The sequence below is a fragment of the Hydrogenophaga defluvii genome (assembly GCF_042665235.1).
Taxonomy (GTDB): Bacteria; Pseudomonadota; Gammaproteobacteria; order Burkholderiales; family Burkholderiaceae_C; genus Hydrogenophaga; species Hydrogenophaga defluvii_A.
The window spans coordinates 1-14,351 of record NZ_JBHTBZ010000068.1 but is presented as its reverse complement, the minus strand read 5'-3'; the positions used below and the strand labels follow the sequence as shown (position 1 = coordinate 14,351).

The window sequence follows — 14,351 nt, the reverse complement described above, 5'->3', positions numbered from 1 at the left end:
AGCGCCGCTCACTCGATGATGAACAGCGGTTGGCCGTATTCCACCGGCTGGCCATTCTCGACCAGGATCTGGGTCACGGTGCCGGTTTTATCGGCTTCGATCTCGTTCAAGATCTTCATGGCTTCGACGATGCAGATGGCTTCGCCTTCCTTGATGGACGCACCCACTTCAACAAAGGGCTTGGCACCGGGACTGGACGCCCGGTAGAAGGTGCCCACCATGGGCGACTTGACCACGTGGCCGGCCGGAGCGGCGGCCACCACCGGTTCGGCAGCTGCCACCGCCGGCTGGGCAGCCGCCGCAGCGGGTGCCAGCGTCACCAACGGCGCCGCCTGCATCATCGGCGCAACGCCCCCCACGGGCGCGCTCTTGACGATCCTGACCTTGCCTTCGGCTTCCGTGATTTCGAGTTCCGACACGTTGGACTCGGAGACCAGATCGATCAGGGTCTTGAGTTTGCGCAAATCCATATATTTCTCCAGTATGTGCACCTAGAATGCAACAAACCATACACAATGGTTGAAAAGCGTGCGGACTATACACGAAGCTTCATTTTCGACCTTTCCGGCGTTTGTGGTAAGCAATTTCGGTCAATTCACCGACAACATGCAGGCATCTGCCCTTAATCGCCCAGTCGGCCGCACAGTTTTAGCAGCTGCAAAGTGGGCATCTCCCGCCCTGGACCGCACCCTGCAGCCGGCTGCCACCCATGGCTGAAGACGACAAGACCACCACCCCCACCGTGACCATGGCGTTGCCAGGCCTGGCGCGCACGCTGGTGGCTGCCGGCAAACTCGACGCACGCCGTGCTGAGGACATTTACGCCAAGGCCCAGGCCCAGCGCACCAGTTTCATCTCGGAACTGGTGGGCAGCGGCGCGGTGTCATCGGCCGACCTGGCACACACCATGTCGCAGGCCTTTGCCGCACCACTGCTCGACCTCGATGCGGTGGACGTCAAGCGCCTACCTGAAGGTGTGTTGGACCCCAAAGTCTGCCAACAAGCGCGCATTCTGGTGTTGAGCAAGCGCAGCAACCGCCTGACCATCGCCACCGCCGACCCGTCTGACCACCAGGCGCTGGAGAAGATCAAGTTCTCCTCCCAGCTGGGCGTGGACTGGGTGATTGCCGAATACGACAAGCTCAGCAAGCTGGTGGATGCCGCCAGCACCACGGCGGGTGAAGCCATCGATCACATCGTTGGCGGCGACTTCGAATTCGACGAATCCAGCGTGGAGATGAGCTCCGGCGAGCCTGCGGACAAGGTGTCGGCCGAAGTGGAAGACGCACCTGTTGTGCGCTTTTTGCAGAAGATGCTGCTCGATGCCTTCAGCATGCGCGCATCTGACCTGCATTTTGAGCCCTACGAGCACAACTACCGCGTGCGCTTCCGCATCGACGGCGAGCTGCGCGAGATCGCCAGCCCGCCGGTGGCCATCAAGGACAAACTGGCCTCGCGTATCAAGGTGATCTCCAAGATGGACATCTCCGAAAAGCGCGTGCCGCAAGACGGGCGCATGAAGCTCAAGGTCGGCCCGGAAAAGGTGATCGACTTCCGCGTCAGCACCTTGCCCACGCTGTTTGGCGAGAAGATCGTGATCCGTATCCTCGACCCCAGCAGCGCGAAGATGGGCATCGAAGCGCTCGGATACGAGCCCGATGAGAAGAAAAAGCTGATGGATGCGATTTCCCGGCCTTACGGCATGGTGCTGGTCACCGGCCCCACGGGCTCGGGCAAAACGGTGTCGCTCTACACCTGTCTGAACATCCTCAACCTGCCGGGCGTGAACATTTCGACGGCGGAAGACCCGTCGGAAATCAACCTGCCCGGCGTCAACCAGGTCAACGTCAACGAAAAGGCGGGCCTGACCTTTGCCTCCGCCCTCAAGGCCTTTCTGCGCCAGGACCCGGACGTGATCATGGTGGGCGAGATCCGCGACCTGGAAACGGCCGACATCGCGATCAAAGCGGCCCAGACCGGCCACATGGTCTTGTCCACCCTGCACACCAACGACGCACCGGCCACGCTCACGCGCATGATCAACATGGGCATCGCGCCGTTCAACATCGCGTCCAGCGGCATCCTGATCACCGCGCAACGCTTGGCGCGCCGTCTGTGCCCCTTGTGCAAAGTGCCTTTGACCGTGCCGGAGCACGCCTTGCTGACCGCCGGCTACAAACCCGAAGAACTGGACGGCAGCTGGCGCCCTTACAAACCAGTGGGCTGCAACGCCTGCAACAACGGCTACAAAGGCCGGGTGGGCATCTACCAGGTCATGCCCATCACCGAAGACATGCAACGCATCATCTTGCGCGGCGGCAGCGCGCTCGAAATCGCCGAGCAGGCGCGGCGCGAAGGTGTGCGCACCCTGCGCGAAGCAGGGTTACACAAGGTTAAACTGGGCGTTACCTCACTCGAAGAGGTGCTGAACTGCACCAACGAGTGAGCCCACGCGCCGGCACAAGCCCCCGACACCAGAGGACCCACATGGCAACCGCAGCATCGAAAGACATCAAGGAGTATGTGTTCGAGTGGGAAGGCAAGGACCGCAATGGCAAGGTGGTTCGGGGTGAAACGCGTGCCGGGGGCGAAAACCAGGTGCAGGCCTCGCTGCGGCGTCAGGGCATTCTGCCCACCAAAATCAAGAAGCGCCGCATGCGCTCGGGCAAGGCCATCAAGCCCAAGGACATCGCCATCTTCACCCGCCAGCTGGCCACCATGATGAAAGCCGGTGTGCCCTTGCTGCAGGCCTTCGATATTGTGGGCCGCGGCAACCCCAACGTCAGCGTGACCCGCCTGCTCAACGATGTGCGCACCGATGTGGAAACCGGTACCTCGCTGAGTTCGGCTTTCCGCAAGCACCCGCTGTACTTCAACAACCTGTACTGCAACCTGGTGGAAGCGGGCGAGGCGGCCGGTATTCTGGAAGAGCTGCTGGACCGCCTGGCCACCTACATGGAAAAAACCGAGGCGATCAAGTCCAAGATCAAGTCGGCCCTGATGTACCCCATCGCGGTGATCGTGGTGGCGTTTGTGGTGGTGACGGTGATCATGATTTTTGTGATCCCGGCGTTCAAACAGGTGTTCTCATCCTTCGGCGCCGACCTGCCCGCGCCCACCCTCTTCGTCATTGCCATGAGCGAGTTTTTTGTCGCCTACTGGTGGCTGATCTTCGGCATCATTGGTGGTGGCCTCTACTTCTTTTTCCAGGCTTGGCGGCGCAACGAAAAAATGCAGCACTTCATGGACAAGCTGCTGTTGCGCATCCCCATCTTTGGCGCGCTGGTTGAAAAATCGGTGGTCGCGCGCTGGACGCGCACCTTGTCGACCATGTTCGCCGCCGGTGTGCCGCTGGTGGAGGCACTCGACTCGGTGGGCGGCGCGTCGGGCAACGCCGTCTACGCCGTGGCCACCGAAAAAATCCAGCAAGAGGTTTCTACCGGCACCAGCCTGACGGCGGCCATGACCAACGCCAACATCTTCCCGTCCATGGTGATACAGATGTGCGCCATCGGCGAAGAGTCGGGCTCCATCGACCACATGCTGGGCAAGGCCGCAGACTTCTACGAAGCCGAGGTGGACGACATGGTGGCCGGCCTGTCCAGCCTGATGGAGCCCATCATCATCGTGATCCTGGGCACCATCATCGGCGGCATCGTGGTCTCGATGTACCTGCCCATCTTCAAACTGGGCCAGGTGGTGTGACGGTGGACATCGGTTTGGCTGGCCCGCTGCTGGCGGGCATCCTGGGCTTGCTCATCGGCAGCTTTCTCAATGTGGTCATCCACCGCCTGCCCAAGATGATGGAGCGGCGCTGGGCGGCTGAGTGTGCCGAACTGTCGGGCCAGGCACCCGCCGACGCCGGCAAACCCTTCAACCTGGTCACGCCACGTTCGCATTGCCCCAGCTGCCATGCGCCCATCCGCTGGTACCAGAACATCCCGGTGCTGAGCTGGCTGGCCCTGAAAGCGCGCTGCGCCGAATGTGGCACGCGCATCGGCTGGCGCTACCCCGCCATCGAACTGCTGACGGGCGCGCTGTTTGTCTTCTGTTTTGACCGCCACGGCATGAGCCTGAGCACCCTGGCGTGGTGGGGGTTTTCCGCCGCCTTGCTGGCCTTGGCCGCCATCGACTGGGACACCACCTTGCTGCCCGACGACATCACCCTGCCCCTGCTGTGGGCCGGTCTGATCGCCGCAGCGCTCCAATGGACCCGCGTGCCGCTGACCGATGCGCTGTGGGGCGCTGTGGCCGGCTACCTGTCGTTGTGGAGCATCTACTGGCTGTTCAAGCTGGCCACGGGCAAGGAAGGCATGGGCTATGGCGACTTCAAGCTGCTGGCCGCTCTGGGCGCCTGGTTCGGCTGGCAAGCGCTGGTGCCCATGGTGCTCATGGCGTCGGTCATCGGCGCCGTGGTGGGCATTGGCATGAAGGTTTTCGACAACCTGCGTGAGGGAGGCTACGTGCCCTTTGGCCCGTTTCTGGCCGGTGCGGGTTTTGCGGCCTTGGTCTTCGGCCCGCAAGCCATCCTCAAGGTGGTGGGCCTGTGACCACTGGGCCTGGCTTGCGCCTGGGGCTCACCGGAGGCATAGGCAGCGGCAAAAGCACCGTGGCCCAGTTGCTGGCCTCATTCGGTGCCCAGGTGCTGGACGCCGACGGCATGTCGCGCGCCAGCACGGCCGCTGGCGGCAGTGCCATCCCCGATATCCGCCGCGTGTTTGGCGACCACTTTGTGGCCGCCGACGGCAGCCTGGACCGCGACCAGATGCGCGCACGGGTGTTCAGCGACCCGGCAGCCAAGAAGGCGCTGGAAGCCATCGTCCACCCCTGTGTGCAGCAAGCCATGGCACAGGCCCTGGCCCAAAGCGCGGCCCCGTGTGTGGTGTTCGACGTGCCGCTGCTGGTCGAGTCGCCCCACTGGCGAGGCCGGGTGGATGCCGTGGTGGTGGTCGATTGCGACCACGAGACCCAGATCGAGCGCGTGATGGCGCGCAACGGCTGGGCACGTGACGCCGTGCAAGCCGTCATCCAGCAACAGGCCACACGTGCCCAGCGACTGGCCGCCGCCGACGCCGTGGTTTTCAACGGCGCTGGCAACACCCTGCTGCAATTGGAACGCGACGTGCGGGCGCTGGCCACATCATTCGGGCTATGATGCCCGCTGTCCGCCCACCTGCCAGCCAGCCAGCCCGCGCCGTGATCCTGTACGAGTACCCCTTCAACGAACGCATCCGGACCTACCTTCGACTGGAAGACCTGTTCCGGCGCCTGGGTGAACTGGTGCCACGCACACACGCGCTGGACCACCACTTCGCCATCCAGACCATCTTCGAGGTGATGGACGTGGCGGCGCGCGCCGACATGAAAACGGACGTGCTCAAGGACCTGGAAAAACACAAGCAGCAGCTCAACAGCTACCGGGGCAACCCGGCCATCTCTGAAGCCGCCCTCGACCAGATCGTGGGTCAGCTTGACAGCTGTTTTACCGCCCTCAATGCCATCTCCGGCAAGATCGGCCAGGCCTTGACCGACAACGACTGGCTCATGGCCATACGCAGCCGCATCGGCATCCCCGGCGGCACCTGCGAATTCGATCTGCCCGCTTACTACGACTGGCAGCACCAGCCGCCCGAGCGCCGTCAGCAAGATCTCAACGGCTGGGTCGGTCACCTCGCACCTTTGGCCGAGGCCATCCACTGGCTGCTCAAGCTCCTGCGTGACGCGGGGTCGCCCCAAAAGGTGGTGGCTGTGGGCGGGCAGTTTCAGCAAAACCTGCCACAGGGGCGCAGCTTCCAACTGCTGCGTGTGTTCATTGATGGCAGCCAGGGCCTGGTACCCGAAATCAGCGGCAACCGCCTGATGTTTTCGGTGCGCATGATGCGCATGGGCGAAGACCACCGCTTGCACGGCGCCACCGATGTGGACATGAATTTTGAATTGAGCCTGTGCGCATGAGCGGCACCGAGGTCAAGCCCCGCCTGGTGCGCTGCCCCGGCTGCGGCGGCGACAGCGTCTACGCCACGTCCAACCCGTACAGGCCGTTTTGTTGCGAGCGCTGCAAAAACCTGGACATCGGTGCGTGGGCGGCCGAACACTTCCGCGTGCCCGCCGAAGCACCGCCCGACGAACAACCGTTCGGCGACCCTAGGCTCCAGTGACGCCTTGTTCGGCTTCCAGCCAGTCAAGCACCGGATAAGCCCCTGGCAACACCGGTGACACCGTCAACGGGAACGTCTGCCAGGCCATCTGCTGGCCTTCGCGCATCTCAAACTCACCGCACCACTCGAACACCTTGCACCAGTGCAGCCGCACCAGTGCGTGCGGGTAGTCGTGTTCGGTGACCTTCCACTCGTAGGCCTCGCCAATCGTCACACCCAGTTCCTCGACCAGTTCGCGCTGCAAGGCCTCTGCCACCGTCTCGCCCGCCTCGATCTTGCCGCCCGGGAACTCCCAGTAACCAGCGTAGGCCTTGCCCTCGGGGCGGGTGGACAGCAGCAGCGCCCCATCCTGGCGGATGAGGATGCCAACGGCCACCTCGGTGTGCCTGCGGGTATCGCTCATGAAGCGTGTTTGCCGGCGTAATCGCGCGCGAACTGGTAGGCCACACGGCCGCTGCGCGAGCCACGCTCTAAGGCCCACACCAGTGCCTCGGGTCGGGCGGCTTCGATGGCCGCTGCCGGCACGTTGAAGGACGACAACCACTGCGCCACGATGGCCAGGTACTCGTCCTGGCTGAAAGGATAGAAGCTCACCCAGAGGCCGAAGCGCTCGGACAGCGAGATCTTCTCCTCCACCACCTCGCCCGGATGCACCTCGCCATCGGCGGTGTGCGTGTAGCTGAGGTTTTCCTTCATGTACTCGGGCAGCAGGTGGCGCCGGTTGCTGGTCGCGTAAATCAGCACGTTGGGCGAGGCCGCCGAGACCGAGCCATCCAGGATGGACTTGAGTGCCTTGTAGCCGGGCTCACCGTCCTCGAAGCTCAGGTCGTCGCAGAAGACGATGAACTTCTCGGGCCGCTCGGCCACCACGTCCACGATGTCGGGCAGGTCGGTGAGGTCGGCCTTATCCACTTCAATCAGGCGCAGACCCTGGGACGCGTATTCGTTGAGGCAGGCCTTGATGAGCGAACTTTTGCCGGTACCACGCGCGCCGGTCAGCAGCACGTTGTTGGCCGGCAGGCCTGTAACGAACTGCTCGGTGTTGCGTTGGATCTTTTCTTTCTGCTGGTCGATTTCCTTGAGCGAGGCCAGGCGCATGTCGGCCACGTGGCGCACCGGCTCCAGGCCGCCATGACCGCTGCTGCGTTTGCGGTAACGGTAGGCAATGGACGCGGCCCAGTCGGGCTCGCCCAGGGGCTGCGGAAGAACGGACTCGATGCGGGTGATCAGCTGCTCGACGCGTTGCAGCAGGCGCTCAAAGTGTTCGTTCATGCTGCAATCAACTCCGGTAATCGGCGTTGATGGTCACGTAGTCGTGGCTGAAGTCGCAGGTCCATACGGTGTCAGCCACCGCACCACGGCCCAGGCCGATGCGGATGGTGATCTCGCTTTGTTTCATCACGCGTGCGCCATCTTCCTCGCGGTAGCTGGGGTTGCGCCCGCCTTGGGTGACCACGTGCACGTCGTCCAAGTGCAACTCGATCTTGCCCTGGTCCAGGTCGGTGATGCCGGCATAGCCCACCGCCGCCAGAATGCGACCCAGGTTGGGGTCGCTGGCGAAGAAGGCGGTTTTGACCAGCGGCGAGTGCGCCACCGCGTAGGCCACCTTGAGGCATTCCTCGGTGCTGGCGCCGCCTTCGACGCGCACAGCGATGAACTTGGTCGCGCCCTCGCCGTCGCGCACGATGGCGTGCGCCAGGGTGCGCGCCACGTCCAGCAGCGCGGCCTTGAGGGCTTGCGCCTCGGCGCCGTCCCAGGCGGTGATCTCGGCATGCGCGGCCTGGCGTGTCGCCACCAGCACAAAGCTGTCGTTGGTGGAGGTGTCGCCGTCCACCGTCACGCGGTTGAAGGAGCCGTCGGCCAGTTCGCGCGCCAGGCTTTGCAGCAGCGCGGGGGCGATGTTGGCGTCGGTGGCCACAAAGCCCAGCATGGTGGCCATGTTGGGGCGGATCATGCCCGCGCCCTTGGCAATGCCGGTGACGGTCACGGTCTGGCCACCCACCACCACCTGGCGGCTCGCCGCCTTGGCCACGGTATCGGTGGTCATGATGCCTTCAGCGGCCTTGAGCCAGTGCACGGCTTGAGCGTCCGCGATGGCAGCGGGCAGGCCGGCCAGCACACGGTCCACGGGCAGCGGTTCCATGATGACGCCGGTCGAGAACGGCAACACCTGCGACGGCGCGATCTGCAGCGCCTTGGCCAGGGCGATGCAAGTGGCGCGCGCGTTGACCAACCCCGGCTCGCCGGTGCCGGCGTTGGCATTGCCGGTATTGATGACCATGGCGCGTATGCCGGTGCCCATCGCCAGGTGCTCGCGGCAGATTTGCACGGGCGCGGCGCAGTAGCGGTTTTGCGTGAACACGCCGGCCACGGCCGCGCCATCGTCCAGCAGGAACACCGTCAGGTCCTTGCGGTTGGCCTTGCGCACGCCGGCCTCCGTCACACCAATACGCACGCCCGGCACGGGCAGGATGCTCGCCGCCTCGGGCGCAGTCCAGTTCACAGCCATCTCAAACTCCTCAGCTCAGCTTGCCGTGGCACAGCTTGAATTTTTTACCGCTGCCGCAGGGGCAGGGATCGTTGCGGCCCACACGTGGCATGGCGGCCGTGGTGGCGTCCACCACGGTTTCGACCTCGCCCGTTTCGGTGGGCGCGGTGTAGGTCACGTTGCTCACACGTTCGGCGCTGGCCTCCAGCGCTTGTGCTGCCTGGGCCATTTGTTCGTCGGACTGGATGCGCACGTTCATCAGGGTGCGGGTCACGTCGTTTTTCACCGTGTCGAGCAACTGCCCGAACAGCACAAAGGCCTCACGCTTGTATTCCTGCTTGGGCTGCTTTTGTGCGTAGCCACGCAGGTGGATGCCTTGGCGCAGGTAGTCCAGCGCGCTGAGGTGCTCGCGCCAGTGCGAGTCGATGTTCTGCAGCAGCACCATGCGCTCGAACTGTGTGAAGCTCTCGGCGCCCACCTGTGCCACCTTGGCGTTGAACACCTCGTTCGCGGCGTTCACCACGCGCTCGACCAGGTCTTCATCGGTCACGGCTTCGGCCTGCGCCACAAAATTGACCAACTCGACATCAACGCCCCACTCGTCGCGCAGCACCTGCTCCAGGCCGGGCAGGTCCCACTGCTCTTCCACGCTGGCTTCGGGCACGTAGGCGCGCACCACGTCGGTGATGGCCCCTTCGCGCAGACCGGCGATCTGGCTGCTCAGGTCGTGGGCGTCCAGGATGTCGTTGCGCTGCTGGTAGATGACCTTGCGCTGATCGTTGGACACGTCGTCGTATTCGAGCAACTGCTTGCGGATGTCGAAGTTGCGGGCCTCGACCTTGCGCTGCGCGCTCTCGATGCTGCGGGTCACGATGCCGGCCTCGATGGCCTCGCCTTCGGGCATCTTCAGGCGGTCCATGATGGCGCGCACGCGGTCGCCCGCGAAGATGCGCATCAGCGAATCGTCCAGGCTCAGGTAGAAGCGCGAAGAACCGGGGTCGCCCTGGCGGCCCGAACGGCCGCGCAGCTGGTTGTCGATGCGGCGGCTTTCGTGGCGCTCGGTGGCGATGATGCGCAGGCCACCCAAGGCCTTGACCTGGTCGTGGTCGGCCTGCCACTGGGCGCGCAGCGCCTCGATGCGCTGGGCCTTGGCGGCTTCGTCCAGCGAGGCATCGGCCTCGATGGCGGCCGTCATCTTCTCCAGGTTGCCACCCAGCACGATATCGGTGCCGCGGCCCGCCATGTTGGTGGCGATGGTGATGGCCTTGGGCCGGCCGGCCTGCACGATGATGTCGGCTTCACGCGCGTGTTGTTTGGCGTTGAGCACCTCGTGCGGCAAGCCCGCTTTTTTCAGCAGCTCGGAAATGATTTCCGAGTTCTCGATGGAGGACGTGCCCACCAGCACCGGTTGGCCACGCTCGTGGCATTCCTTGATATCGGCGATGGCAGCGTCGTACTTTTCCTTGGTGGTCTTGTAGACGCGGTCCAGCTCGTCCTTGCGCTGGCTGGGGCGGTTGGGCGGCAGCACCACGGTTTCGAGGCCATAAATTTCCTGGAATTCGTAGGCCTCGGTGTCGGCCGTGCCGGTCATGCCGGCCAGCTTGCCGTACAGGCGGAAATAGTTCTGGAAGGTGATCGAGGCCAGGGTCTGATTCTCGGCCTGGATGCCCACGCCCTCTTTGGCTTCCACCGCCTGGTGCAAGCCGTCGCTCCAACGCCGGCCCGACATCAGGCGGCCGGTGAATTCGTCCACGATGACGATCTCGCCCCCCTGGTTCACGTAGTGCTGGTCGCGGTGGTAGAGGTGGTGCGCCTTGAGTGCGGTCACCAGGTGGTGCATCAGGGCGATGTTGCTGGGGTCGTAAAGCGATGCGCCTTCGGCCAGCAAGCCAGCCTGCGTGAGAATGCGCTCGGCGTTCTCATGCCCCTGCTCGGTCATGTGGATGGCGTGGCCTTTTTCATCGACCGTGAAATCGCCCGGCTTGATCACGCCCTCACCCGTGCGTGGGTCGGCTTCACCCTCTTGCCGCGTCAGCAGCGGCACCACCTGGTTGATGGCGATGTAGAGCGCGGTGTGGTCTTCGGCCTGCCCGCTGATGATGAGGGGCGTGCGCGCCTCGTCGATCAGGATGGAGTCCACCTCGTCCACGATGGCGTAGTGCAGGCCACGCTGCACGCGGTCCACGGTCTCGTAGACCATGTTGTCGCGCAGGTAGTCAAAGCCATACTCGTTGTTGGTGCCGTAGGTGATGTCGGCACGGTAGGCGGCCTGCTTGTCCTCGCGGGCCATCTGTGGCAGGTTGATGCCCACCGACAGGCCCAGGAAGTTGTAGAGGCGGCCCATCCACTGCGCGTCGCGGCTGGCCAGGTAATCGTTGACCGTGACCACATGCACACCCTTGCCGGTGAGCGCGTTCAGGTACACGGGCAGCGTTGCCGTCAGTGTCTTGCCTTCGCCTGTGCGCATCTCGGCCACCTTGCCGTGGTGCAGGGCAATGCCGCCCAGCAACTGCACGTCGAAGTGGCGCATTTTCATGATGCGCTTGCTGCCTTCGCGCACAACGGCAAAGGCCTCGGGCAACAGCTTGTCCACGCTTTCGCCTTGCGCCACGCGCTGTTTGAACTCTTCGGTCTTGGCCTTCAGTTGCTCATCGCTGAGTTGCTCGAACTGCGGCTCCAACCGGTTGATCTGCTCCACCGCTTTGCGGTAGGTCTTGAGCAGGCGGTCGTTGCGGCTGCCAAAGATTTTGGTCAGGAAATTTGTGGCCATAGGTGTTTTTCACTCGCGCAACCGCGCTGTGGGCGGGCGCTGGGCGTGACGGTTCTGGGTGCTCTTGGGATCTGCCAAGCCGTTGAAAACAAGGGAATGGGCGCACCGCGCCCAACCGGACGATTCTACCTGTGCAGCCCTGTTGGCCAGGGGCGCGGAGCTGGGCAGGCAGGTCAGCGGCGCGGGCCGCTGGCAACACGTGTGGACGGCCCGGCGCGGGCTTCCTGCGGCTGCGCGGCAAGTCTGCCGGCATCGAGGAATTTCTGCGGGTCCTGGGGCACACCGGCCACCAGCACCTCAAAGTGCAGGTGCGCTCCGGTGGAACGGCCGGTGTTGCCCACATTGGCGATCTTCTGGCCGCGCCGCACGAGGTCGCCTTGCTTGGCGTGCAATTGGGACGCGTGGGCGTAGCGTGTGACCAGATCGTTGCCGTGATCCACCTCGACCATGTGACCATACGCCGCATGCCAACCGGCAAACACCACCACACCGCCGGCAGCCGCCACGATGGGCGTGCCCGTGTCGGCTGGAAAATCCAGGCCGCTGTGCAGGGCCGACTGGCCGGTGATCGGATCGACGCGCCAGCCGAATCCGGAGCCCGTGTCCACGCCTTCTACGGGGTGCTGGGTGGGCAGCCGACTGCTTCTGACCTTTTGCTCGAACAGACGCGACTCGGTCACGGTGAGCCAGTCCATCTGTCCCAGGGCGGCGGCATCGAAGCGTTCCAGCGAATGGCTCAGTTCCTCGGCGGTCATGGCACGCGGCGCGATCAAGGCACCACCTGCCGCACCGCGCAGTTTGGGGTCGGCAGCAGGAACACCCGCCAGCCCGGCCACGCGCTCGCCCAGGGATTCGAGCTGCACCAGCCGCGCCTGCATCTGACCCAGGCGTTTGGCCATGGCGTCCAGGTTGTCGCGCATGACCGCGTCCTGCGACTCGATCTCGCTCTTGAGCAGCAGCTTCACCATGGGACCGACCACTGGCCAGCCCTGGCGCGCGCCCTCCAGAAACACCCAGTGGTACAGCCCAAGCGAGGTCAGCACCAACACCGCCGACAGGCTCAGCCCGGCCAGCACCAACTGCACCCCGGTGAGGTGCAGGGCGCGGCTCTTGGCCACCCAGGCGTCGGTGATAATCAGATGCATACGTTCTCAGTTGCGGGCCCCACATGAATGCTCAGACCCGTACCCACCAGATGATGAGCCTGCAACAGGCCATCCATGCCGCACCGACCCTCGCTCACTTGAGCGACTTGGTGGCGCAATCCCAGAAAAGATTGGCCGTTATTTTGCCATTGCTGCCGGCGGGCATGCGAAAAGCGGTGCGCTCTGGTCCGCTGGACGGCAGCGACTGGTGTCTGCTGGTGGACAACACCGCGGCGGCGGCCAAGCTGCGGCAGATGCTGCCCGCCATGAAGCTCGCACTGGAACACAAGGGTTTGGCGGTGGGCCAGTTGCGCATCAAGGTCCAGCAAGGCAGCTGGCGCTGAGTGCGTGAAAAAATGGTGCGCTTGTCGGAGCCACATTCACGCTCTAGCACATTGTTTTTAAACGATTTTCATCGTTCTAAAACCGATTTGTTCCCCGATTTGTTCCCCGGTGATGGCCTTGATACCCCGGTTTGCTCCGTCTGGTTGTGCCCCGCTTAACACTTCCGAAAACTTCCGCCACGGTGTCGCGCACAGCCTACAGCACAGGCAAAAAAAACCCGACACAAGGCCGGGTGGGAATCCGCAGTGAAGCGGACCGGCTCAGGGAGGTGAAGCCGGGAGCGTTGCCGCTCACCCTCAAATGTAAACCGTTTTTGACAATTACAACGGTTCAGGATGCGCTAATCGTTGTCGCAGGGCCGCCAAAGGCAGCCACAGCCCGACACAATAAAAACTACAACCTTAGGGGCACCGAAAAACTGTCGATCTTCGCGCCTCTGCGCTCCCGTAGGGCAAACCCCGTCGGAGTACCTTTTGCGCTGCCGCCATGAGCATGTGAGTGTCCGGCCATCGTGAACTGTCAGAGAATGACAGGCACCATGAAGCCATCGCCCGCCGATCAACAACAGCTTGAGGATGCTCTTGACGAAGTGTTGCGCCTACAGGCCGCCGTCGATGCCGCGCCTCAGTGCGCCGATACGATGATGGCGCTAATTGTTGGCATGGCCCGTGTGTCCGACCTCATGGAAGGCATAGCCATCAACGCCATGATGCCGCCGCCCGCAGTGCATTGATTTGCCCGCCATTTGAATTTGCTGAAAAAGGGGATTTTTTCTCCGCGTGAGAAACCAGTCGGTCTAGGTCGTTCGACCTTCCAGACTTTCAACCCGCCCCCGGCCCTGTCTACACCTTACGGCCTCACTGGTCGGCATCGCTCAGGCTTTGCCGTTGCTCCCGAAGTAGCCCGTTCAACTCCACGATCATCCGCCGCAGCTTGACGGTATGCCCGCCCTTGTAGGCGTTGCGTGCCGACGCCGCCTTACCTGCCGCGCTTCTTGGGCCGGTGGCTTTTTGCCAGGGTTTCCACCGCTGGATTGCCTCGCGCTGCCGTTGCCGTCGCTCTGGCGTCCATGTGCGTACTGGTGTGCGTACCTCTGACATGCGTAGTTCCCTCCAATAGTTCGTTTTGCTCAGTCTGGTTTTCCAGCGCGCGCGTGGCCCCCTCTGGCCTGCTGACGTTTTGCTGTGTTTCGCTGGATACCTGTTGGATACCGTTGTTCACCTGTTGCGGTCCGTGGGCAATATTGGCCTGCTTTACGAACGTGGCCTGCCGGGGAAACTTCAGGTCGATAACTGCCTGAATGGTCGCTCGGCTCTGCGCCTGGGCTTTCAGGGCAAGCCCTAAAAACGCCTCAAGGTGCCGTTGATACTGTTGATGGTGCGCCCGCTTGGCAAGGCTCACGAAGATGGTTTGCAGCGCCGTTGCTTGACCTATCAGCATCGCCT

14 protein-coding genes and 1 pseudogene are annotated in these 14,351 nt (G+C 63.5%); 8 read left to right on the top strand and 7 right to left on the bottom strand.

The annotated features are described in order from the left end of the window. Nucleotides 1–8 precede the first annotated feature (8 nt). Nucleotides 9–470 (bottom strand): acetyl-CoA carboxylase biotin carboxyl carrier protein, encoded by a 462-nt coding sequence (gene accB, locus ACFQU0_RS18390; protein ID WP_382203184.1) that lies wholly within the window; start codon nucleotides 468–470, stop codon nucleotides 9–11. Nucleotides 471–709: 239 nt separating this feature from the next. On the opposite strand from accB, the gene pilB reads away from it, so the two are divergent. Genes pilB through ACFQU0_RS18360 form a run of 6 tightly spaced genes read left to right on the top strand, consistent with a single transcriptional unit; the run spans nucleotide 710 to nucleotide 6,158 of the window. After that, nucleotides 710–2,446, top strand: coding sequence for a type IV-A pilus assembly ATPase PilB (gene pilB / locus ACFQU0_RS18385; RefSeq protein WP_382203183.1), 1,737 nt, complete (start codon nucleotides 710–712; stop codon nucleotides 2,444–2,446). A gap of 41 nt (nucleotides 2,447–2,487) precedes the next feature. After that, nucleotides 2,488–3,705 carry a type II secretion system F family protein gene (locus ACFQU0_RS18380; RefSeq protein WP_382203182.1) on the top strand — a complete coding sequence of 406 codons (1,218 nt, stop codon included), beginning with the start codon at nucleotides 2,488–2,490 and terminating at the stop codon, nucleotides 3,703–3,705. After that, entirely contained in the window at nucleotides 3,702–4,550 is an 849-nt protein-coding gene (locus ACFQU0_RS18375; protein WP_382203181.1) for a prepilin peptidase, read from the top strand. Before ACFQU0_RS18380 ends, ACFQU0_RS18375 begins: the two co-directional genes overlap by 4 nt. Continuing rightward, nucleotides 4,547–5,155, top strand: coding sequence for a dephospho-CoA kinase (coaE, locus tag ACFQU0_RS18370; RefSeq protein WP_382203180.1), 609 nt, complete (start codon nucleotides 4,547–4,549; stop codon nucleotides 5,153–5,155). The genes ACFQU0_RS18375 and coaE overlap by 4 nt, the downstream gene beginning before the upstream one ends. 41 nt (nucleotides 5,156–5,196) lie before the next feature. Next, nucleotides 5,197–5,955: a cell division protein ZapD gene (gene zapD / locus ACFQU0_RS18365; RefSeq protein ID WP_382203545.1), complete on the top strand. Its 759-nt coding sequence runs from the start codon at nucleotides 5,197–5,199 to the stop codon at nucleotides 5,953–5,955. Beyond that, a complete protein-coding gene (locus ACFQU0_RS18360) occupies nucleotides 5,952–6,158 on the top strand; it encodes a DNA gyrase inhibitor YacG (protein ID WP_382203179.1) in 207 nt (68 codons plus the stop codon). The genes zapD and ACFQU0_RS18360 overlap by 4 nt, the downstream gene beginning before the upstream one ends. Here the strand turns inward: ACFQU0_RS18360 and ACFQU0_RS18355 are convergent. From ACFQU0_RS18355 to ACFQU0_RS18335, 5 genes are all read right to left on the bottom strand, one after another. Then, a complete protein-coding gene (locus ACFQU0_RS18355) occupies nucleotides 6,145–6,561 on the bottom strand; it encodes an NUDIX domain-containing protein (RefSeq protein ID WP_382203178.1) in 417 nt (138 codons plus the stop codon). The two genes, ACFQU0_RS18360 and ACFQU0_RS18355, sit on opposite strands and share 14 nt — an antisense overlap. After that, on the bottom strand, nucleotides 6,558–7,430 hold the full coding sequence (locus tag ACFQU0_RS18350) for an ATP-binding protein (protein WP_382203177.1): 873 nt from the start codon (nucleotides 7,428–7,430) through the stop codon (nucleotides 6,558–6,560). The genes ACFQU0_RS18355 and ACFQU0_RS18350 overlap by 4 nt, the downstream gene beginning before the upstream one ends. A gap of 7 nt (nucleotides 7,431–7,437) precedes the next feature. Continuing rightward, entirely contained in the window at nucleotides 7,438–8,667 is a 1,230-nt protein-coding gene (gene argJ, locus ACFQU0_RS18345) for a bifunctional glutamate N-acetyltransferase/amino-acid acetyltransferase ArgJ (protein WP_382203176.1), read from the bottom strand. Nucleotides 8,668–8,677: 10 nt separating this feature from the next. Next, nucleotides 8,678–11,416 carry a preprotein translocase subunit SecA gene (secA, locus tag ACFQU0_RS18340; RefSeq protein ID WP_382203175.1) on the bottom strand — a complete coding sequence of 913 codons (2,739 nt, stop codon included), beginning with the start codon at nucleotides 11,414–11,416 and terminating at the stop codon, nucleotides 8,678–8,680. A gap of 173 nt (nucleotides 11,417–11,589) precedes the next feature. Continuing rightward, nucleotides 11,590–12,561, bottom strand: a complete 972-nt coding sequence (locus ACFQU0_RS18335; RefSeq protein WP_382203174.1) for a M23 family metallopeptidase — start codon at nucleotides 12,559–12,561, stop codon at nucleotides 11,590–11,592. Between the two features lie 23 nt (nucleotides 12,562–12,584). Here ACFQU0_RS18335 and ACFQU0_RS18330 point away from each other — a divergent pair, with 23 nt between their 5' ends. After that, the gene (locus ACFQU0_RS18330) at nucleotides 12,585–12,905 is read left to right on the top strand and encodes a hypothetical protein (protein ID WP_382203173.1); all 321 of its coding nucleotides are present in this window, start codon (nucleotides 12,585–12,587) and stop codon (nucleotides 12,903–12,905) included. Between the two features lie 539 nt (nucleotides 12,906–13,444). Next, complete coding sequence (locus tag ACFQU0_RS18325) at nucleotides 13,445–13,639, top strand: hypothetical protein (protein ID WP_382203172.1); 195 nt, start codon at nucleotides 13,445–13,447, stop codon at nucleotides 13,637–13,639. 245 nt (nucleotides 13,640–13,884) lie between these two features. On the opposite strand, the pseudogene ACFQU0_RS18320 reads toward ACFQU0_RS18325, so the two are convergent. Further along, a pseudogene (locus ACFQU0_RS18320) lies at nucleotides 13,885–14,351 on the bottom strand (hypothetical protein); the annotation flags it as partial.

Excerpts from the sequence above, each read along its gene's own strand:
- accB (WP_382203184.1), bottom strand. The coding sequence starts at position 470 with ATGGATTTGCGCAAACTCAAGACCCTGATCGATCTGGTCTCCGAGTCC.
- pilB (WP_382203183.1), top strand. The coding sequence starts at position 710 with ATGGCTGAAGACGACAAGACCACCACCCCCACCGTGACCATGGCGTTG.
- ACFQU0_RS18380 (WP_382203182.1), top strand. The coding sequence starts at position 2,488 with ATGGCAACCGCAGCATCGAAAGACATCAAGGAGTATGTGTTCGAGTGG.
- ACFQU0_RS18360 (WP_382203179.1), top strand. The coding sequence starts at position 5,952 with ATGAGCGGCACCGAGGTCAAGCCCCGCCTGGTGCGCTGCCCCGGCTGC.
- ACFQU0_RS18355 (WP_382203178.1), bottom strand. The coding sequence starts at position 6,561 with ATGAGCGATACCCGCAGGCACACCGAGGTGGCCGTTGGCATCCTCATC.
- ACFQU0_RS18350 (WP_382203177.1), bottom strand. The coding sequence starts at position 7,430 with ATGAACGAACACTTTGAGCGCCTGCTGCAACGCGTCGAGCAGCTGATC.
- argJ (WP_382203176.1), bottom strand. The coding sequence starts at position 8,667 with ATGGCTGTGAACTGGACTGCGCCCGAGGCGGCGAGCATCCTGCCCGTG.
- secA (WP_382203175.1), bottom strand. The coding sequence starts at position 11,416 with ATGGCCACAAATTTCCTGACCAAAATCTTTGGCAGCCGCAACGACCGC.
- ACFQU0_RS18335 (WP_382203174.1), bottom strand. The coding sequence starts at position 12,561 with ATGCATCTGATTATCACCGACGCCTGGGTGGCCAAGAGCCGCGCCCTG.
- ACFQU0_RS18330 (WP_382203173.1), top strand. The coding sequence starts at position 12,585 with ATGAATGCTCAGACCCGTACCCACCAGATGATGAGCCTGCAACAGGCC.
- ACFQU0_RS18325 (WP_382203172.1), top strand. The coding sequence starts at position 13,445 with ATGAAGCCATCGCCCGCCGATCAACAACAGCTTGAGGATGCTCTTGAC.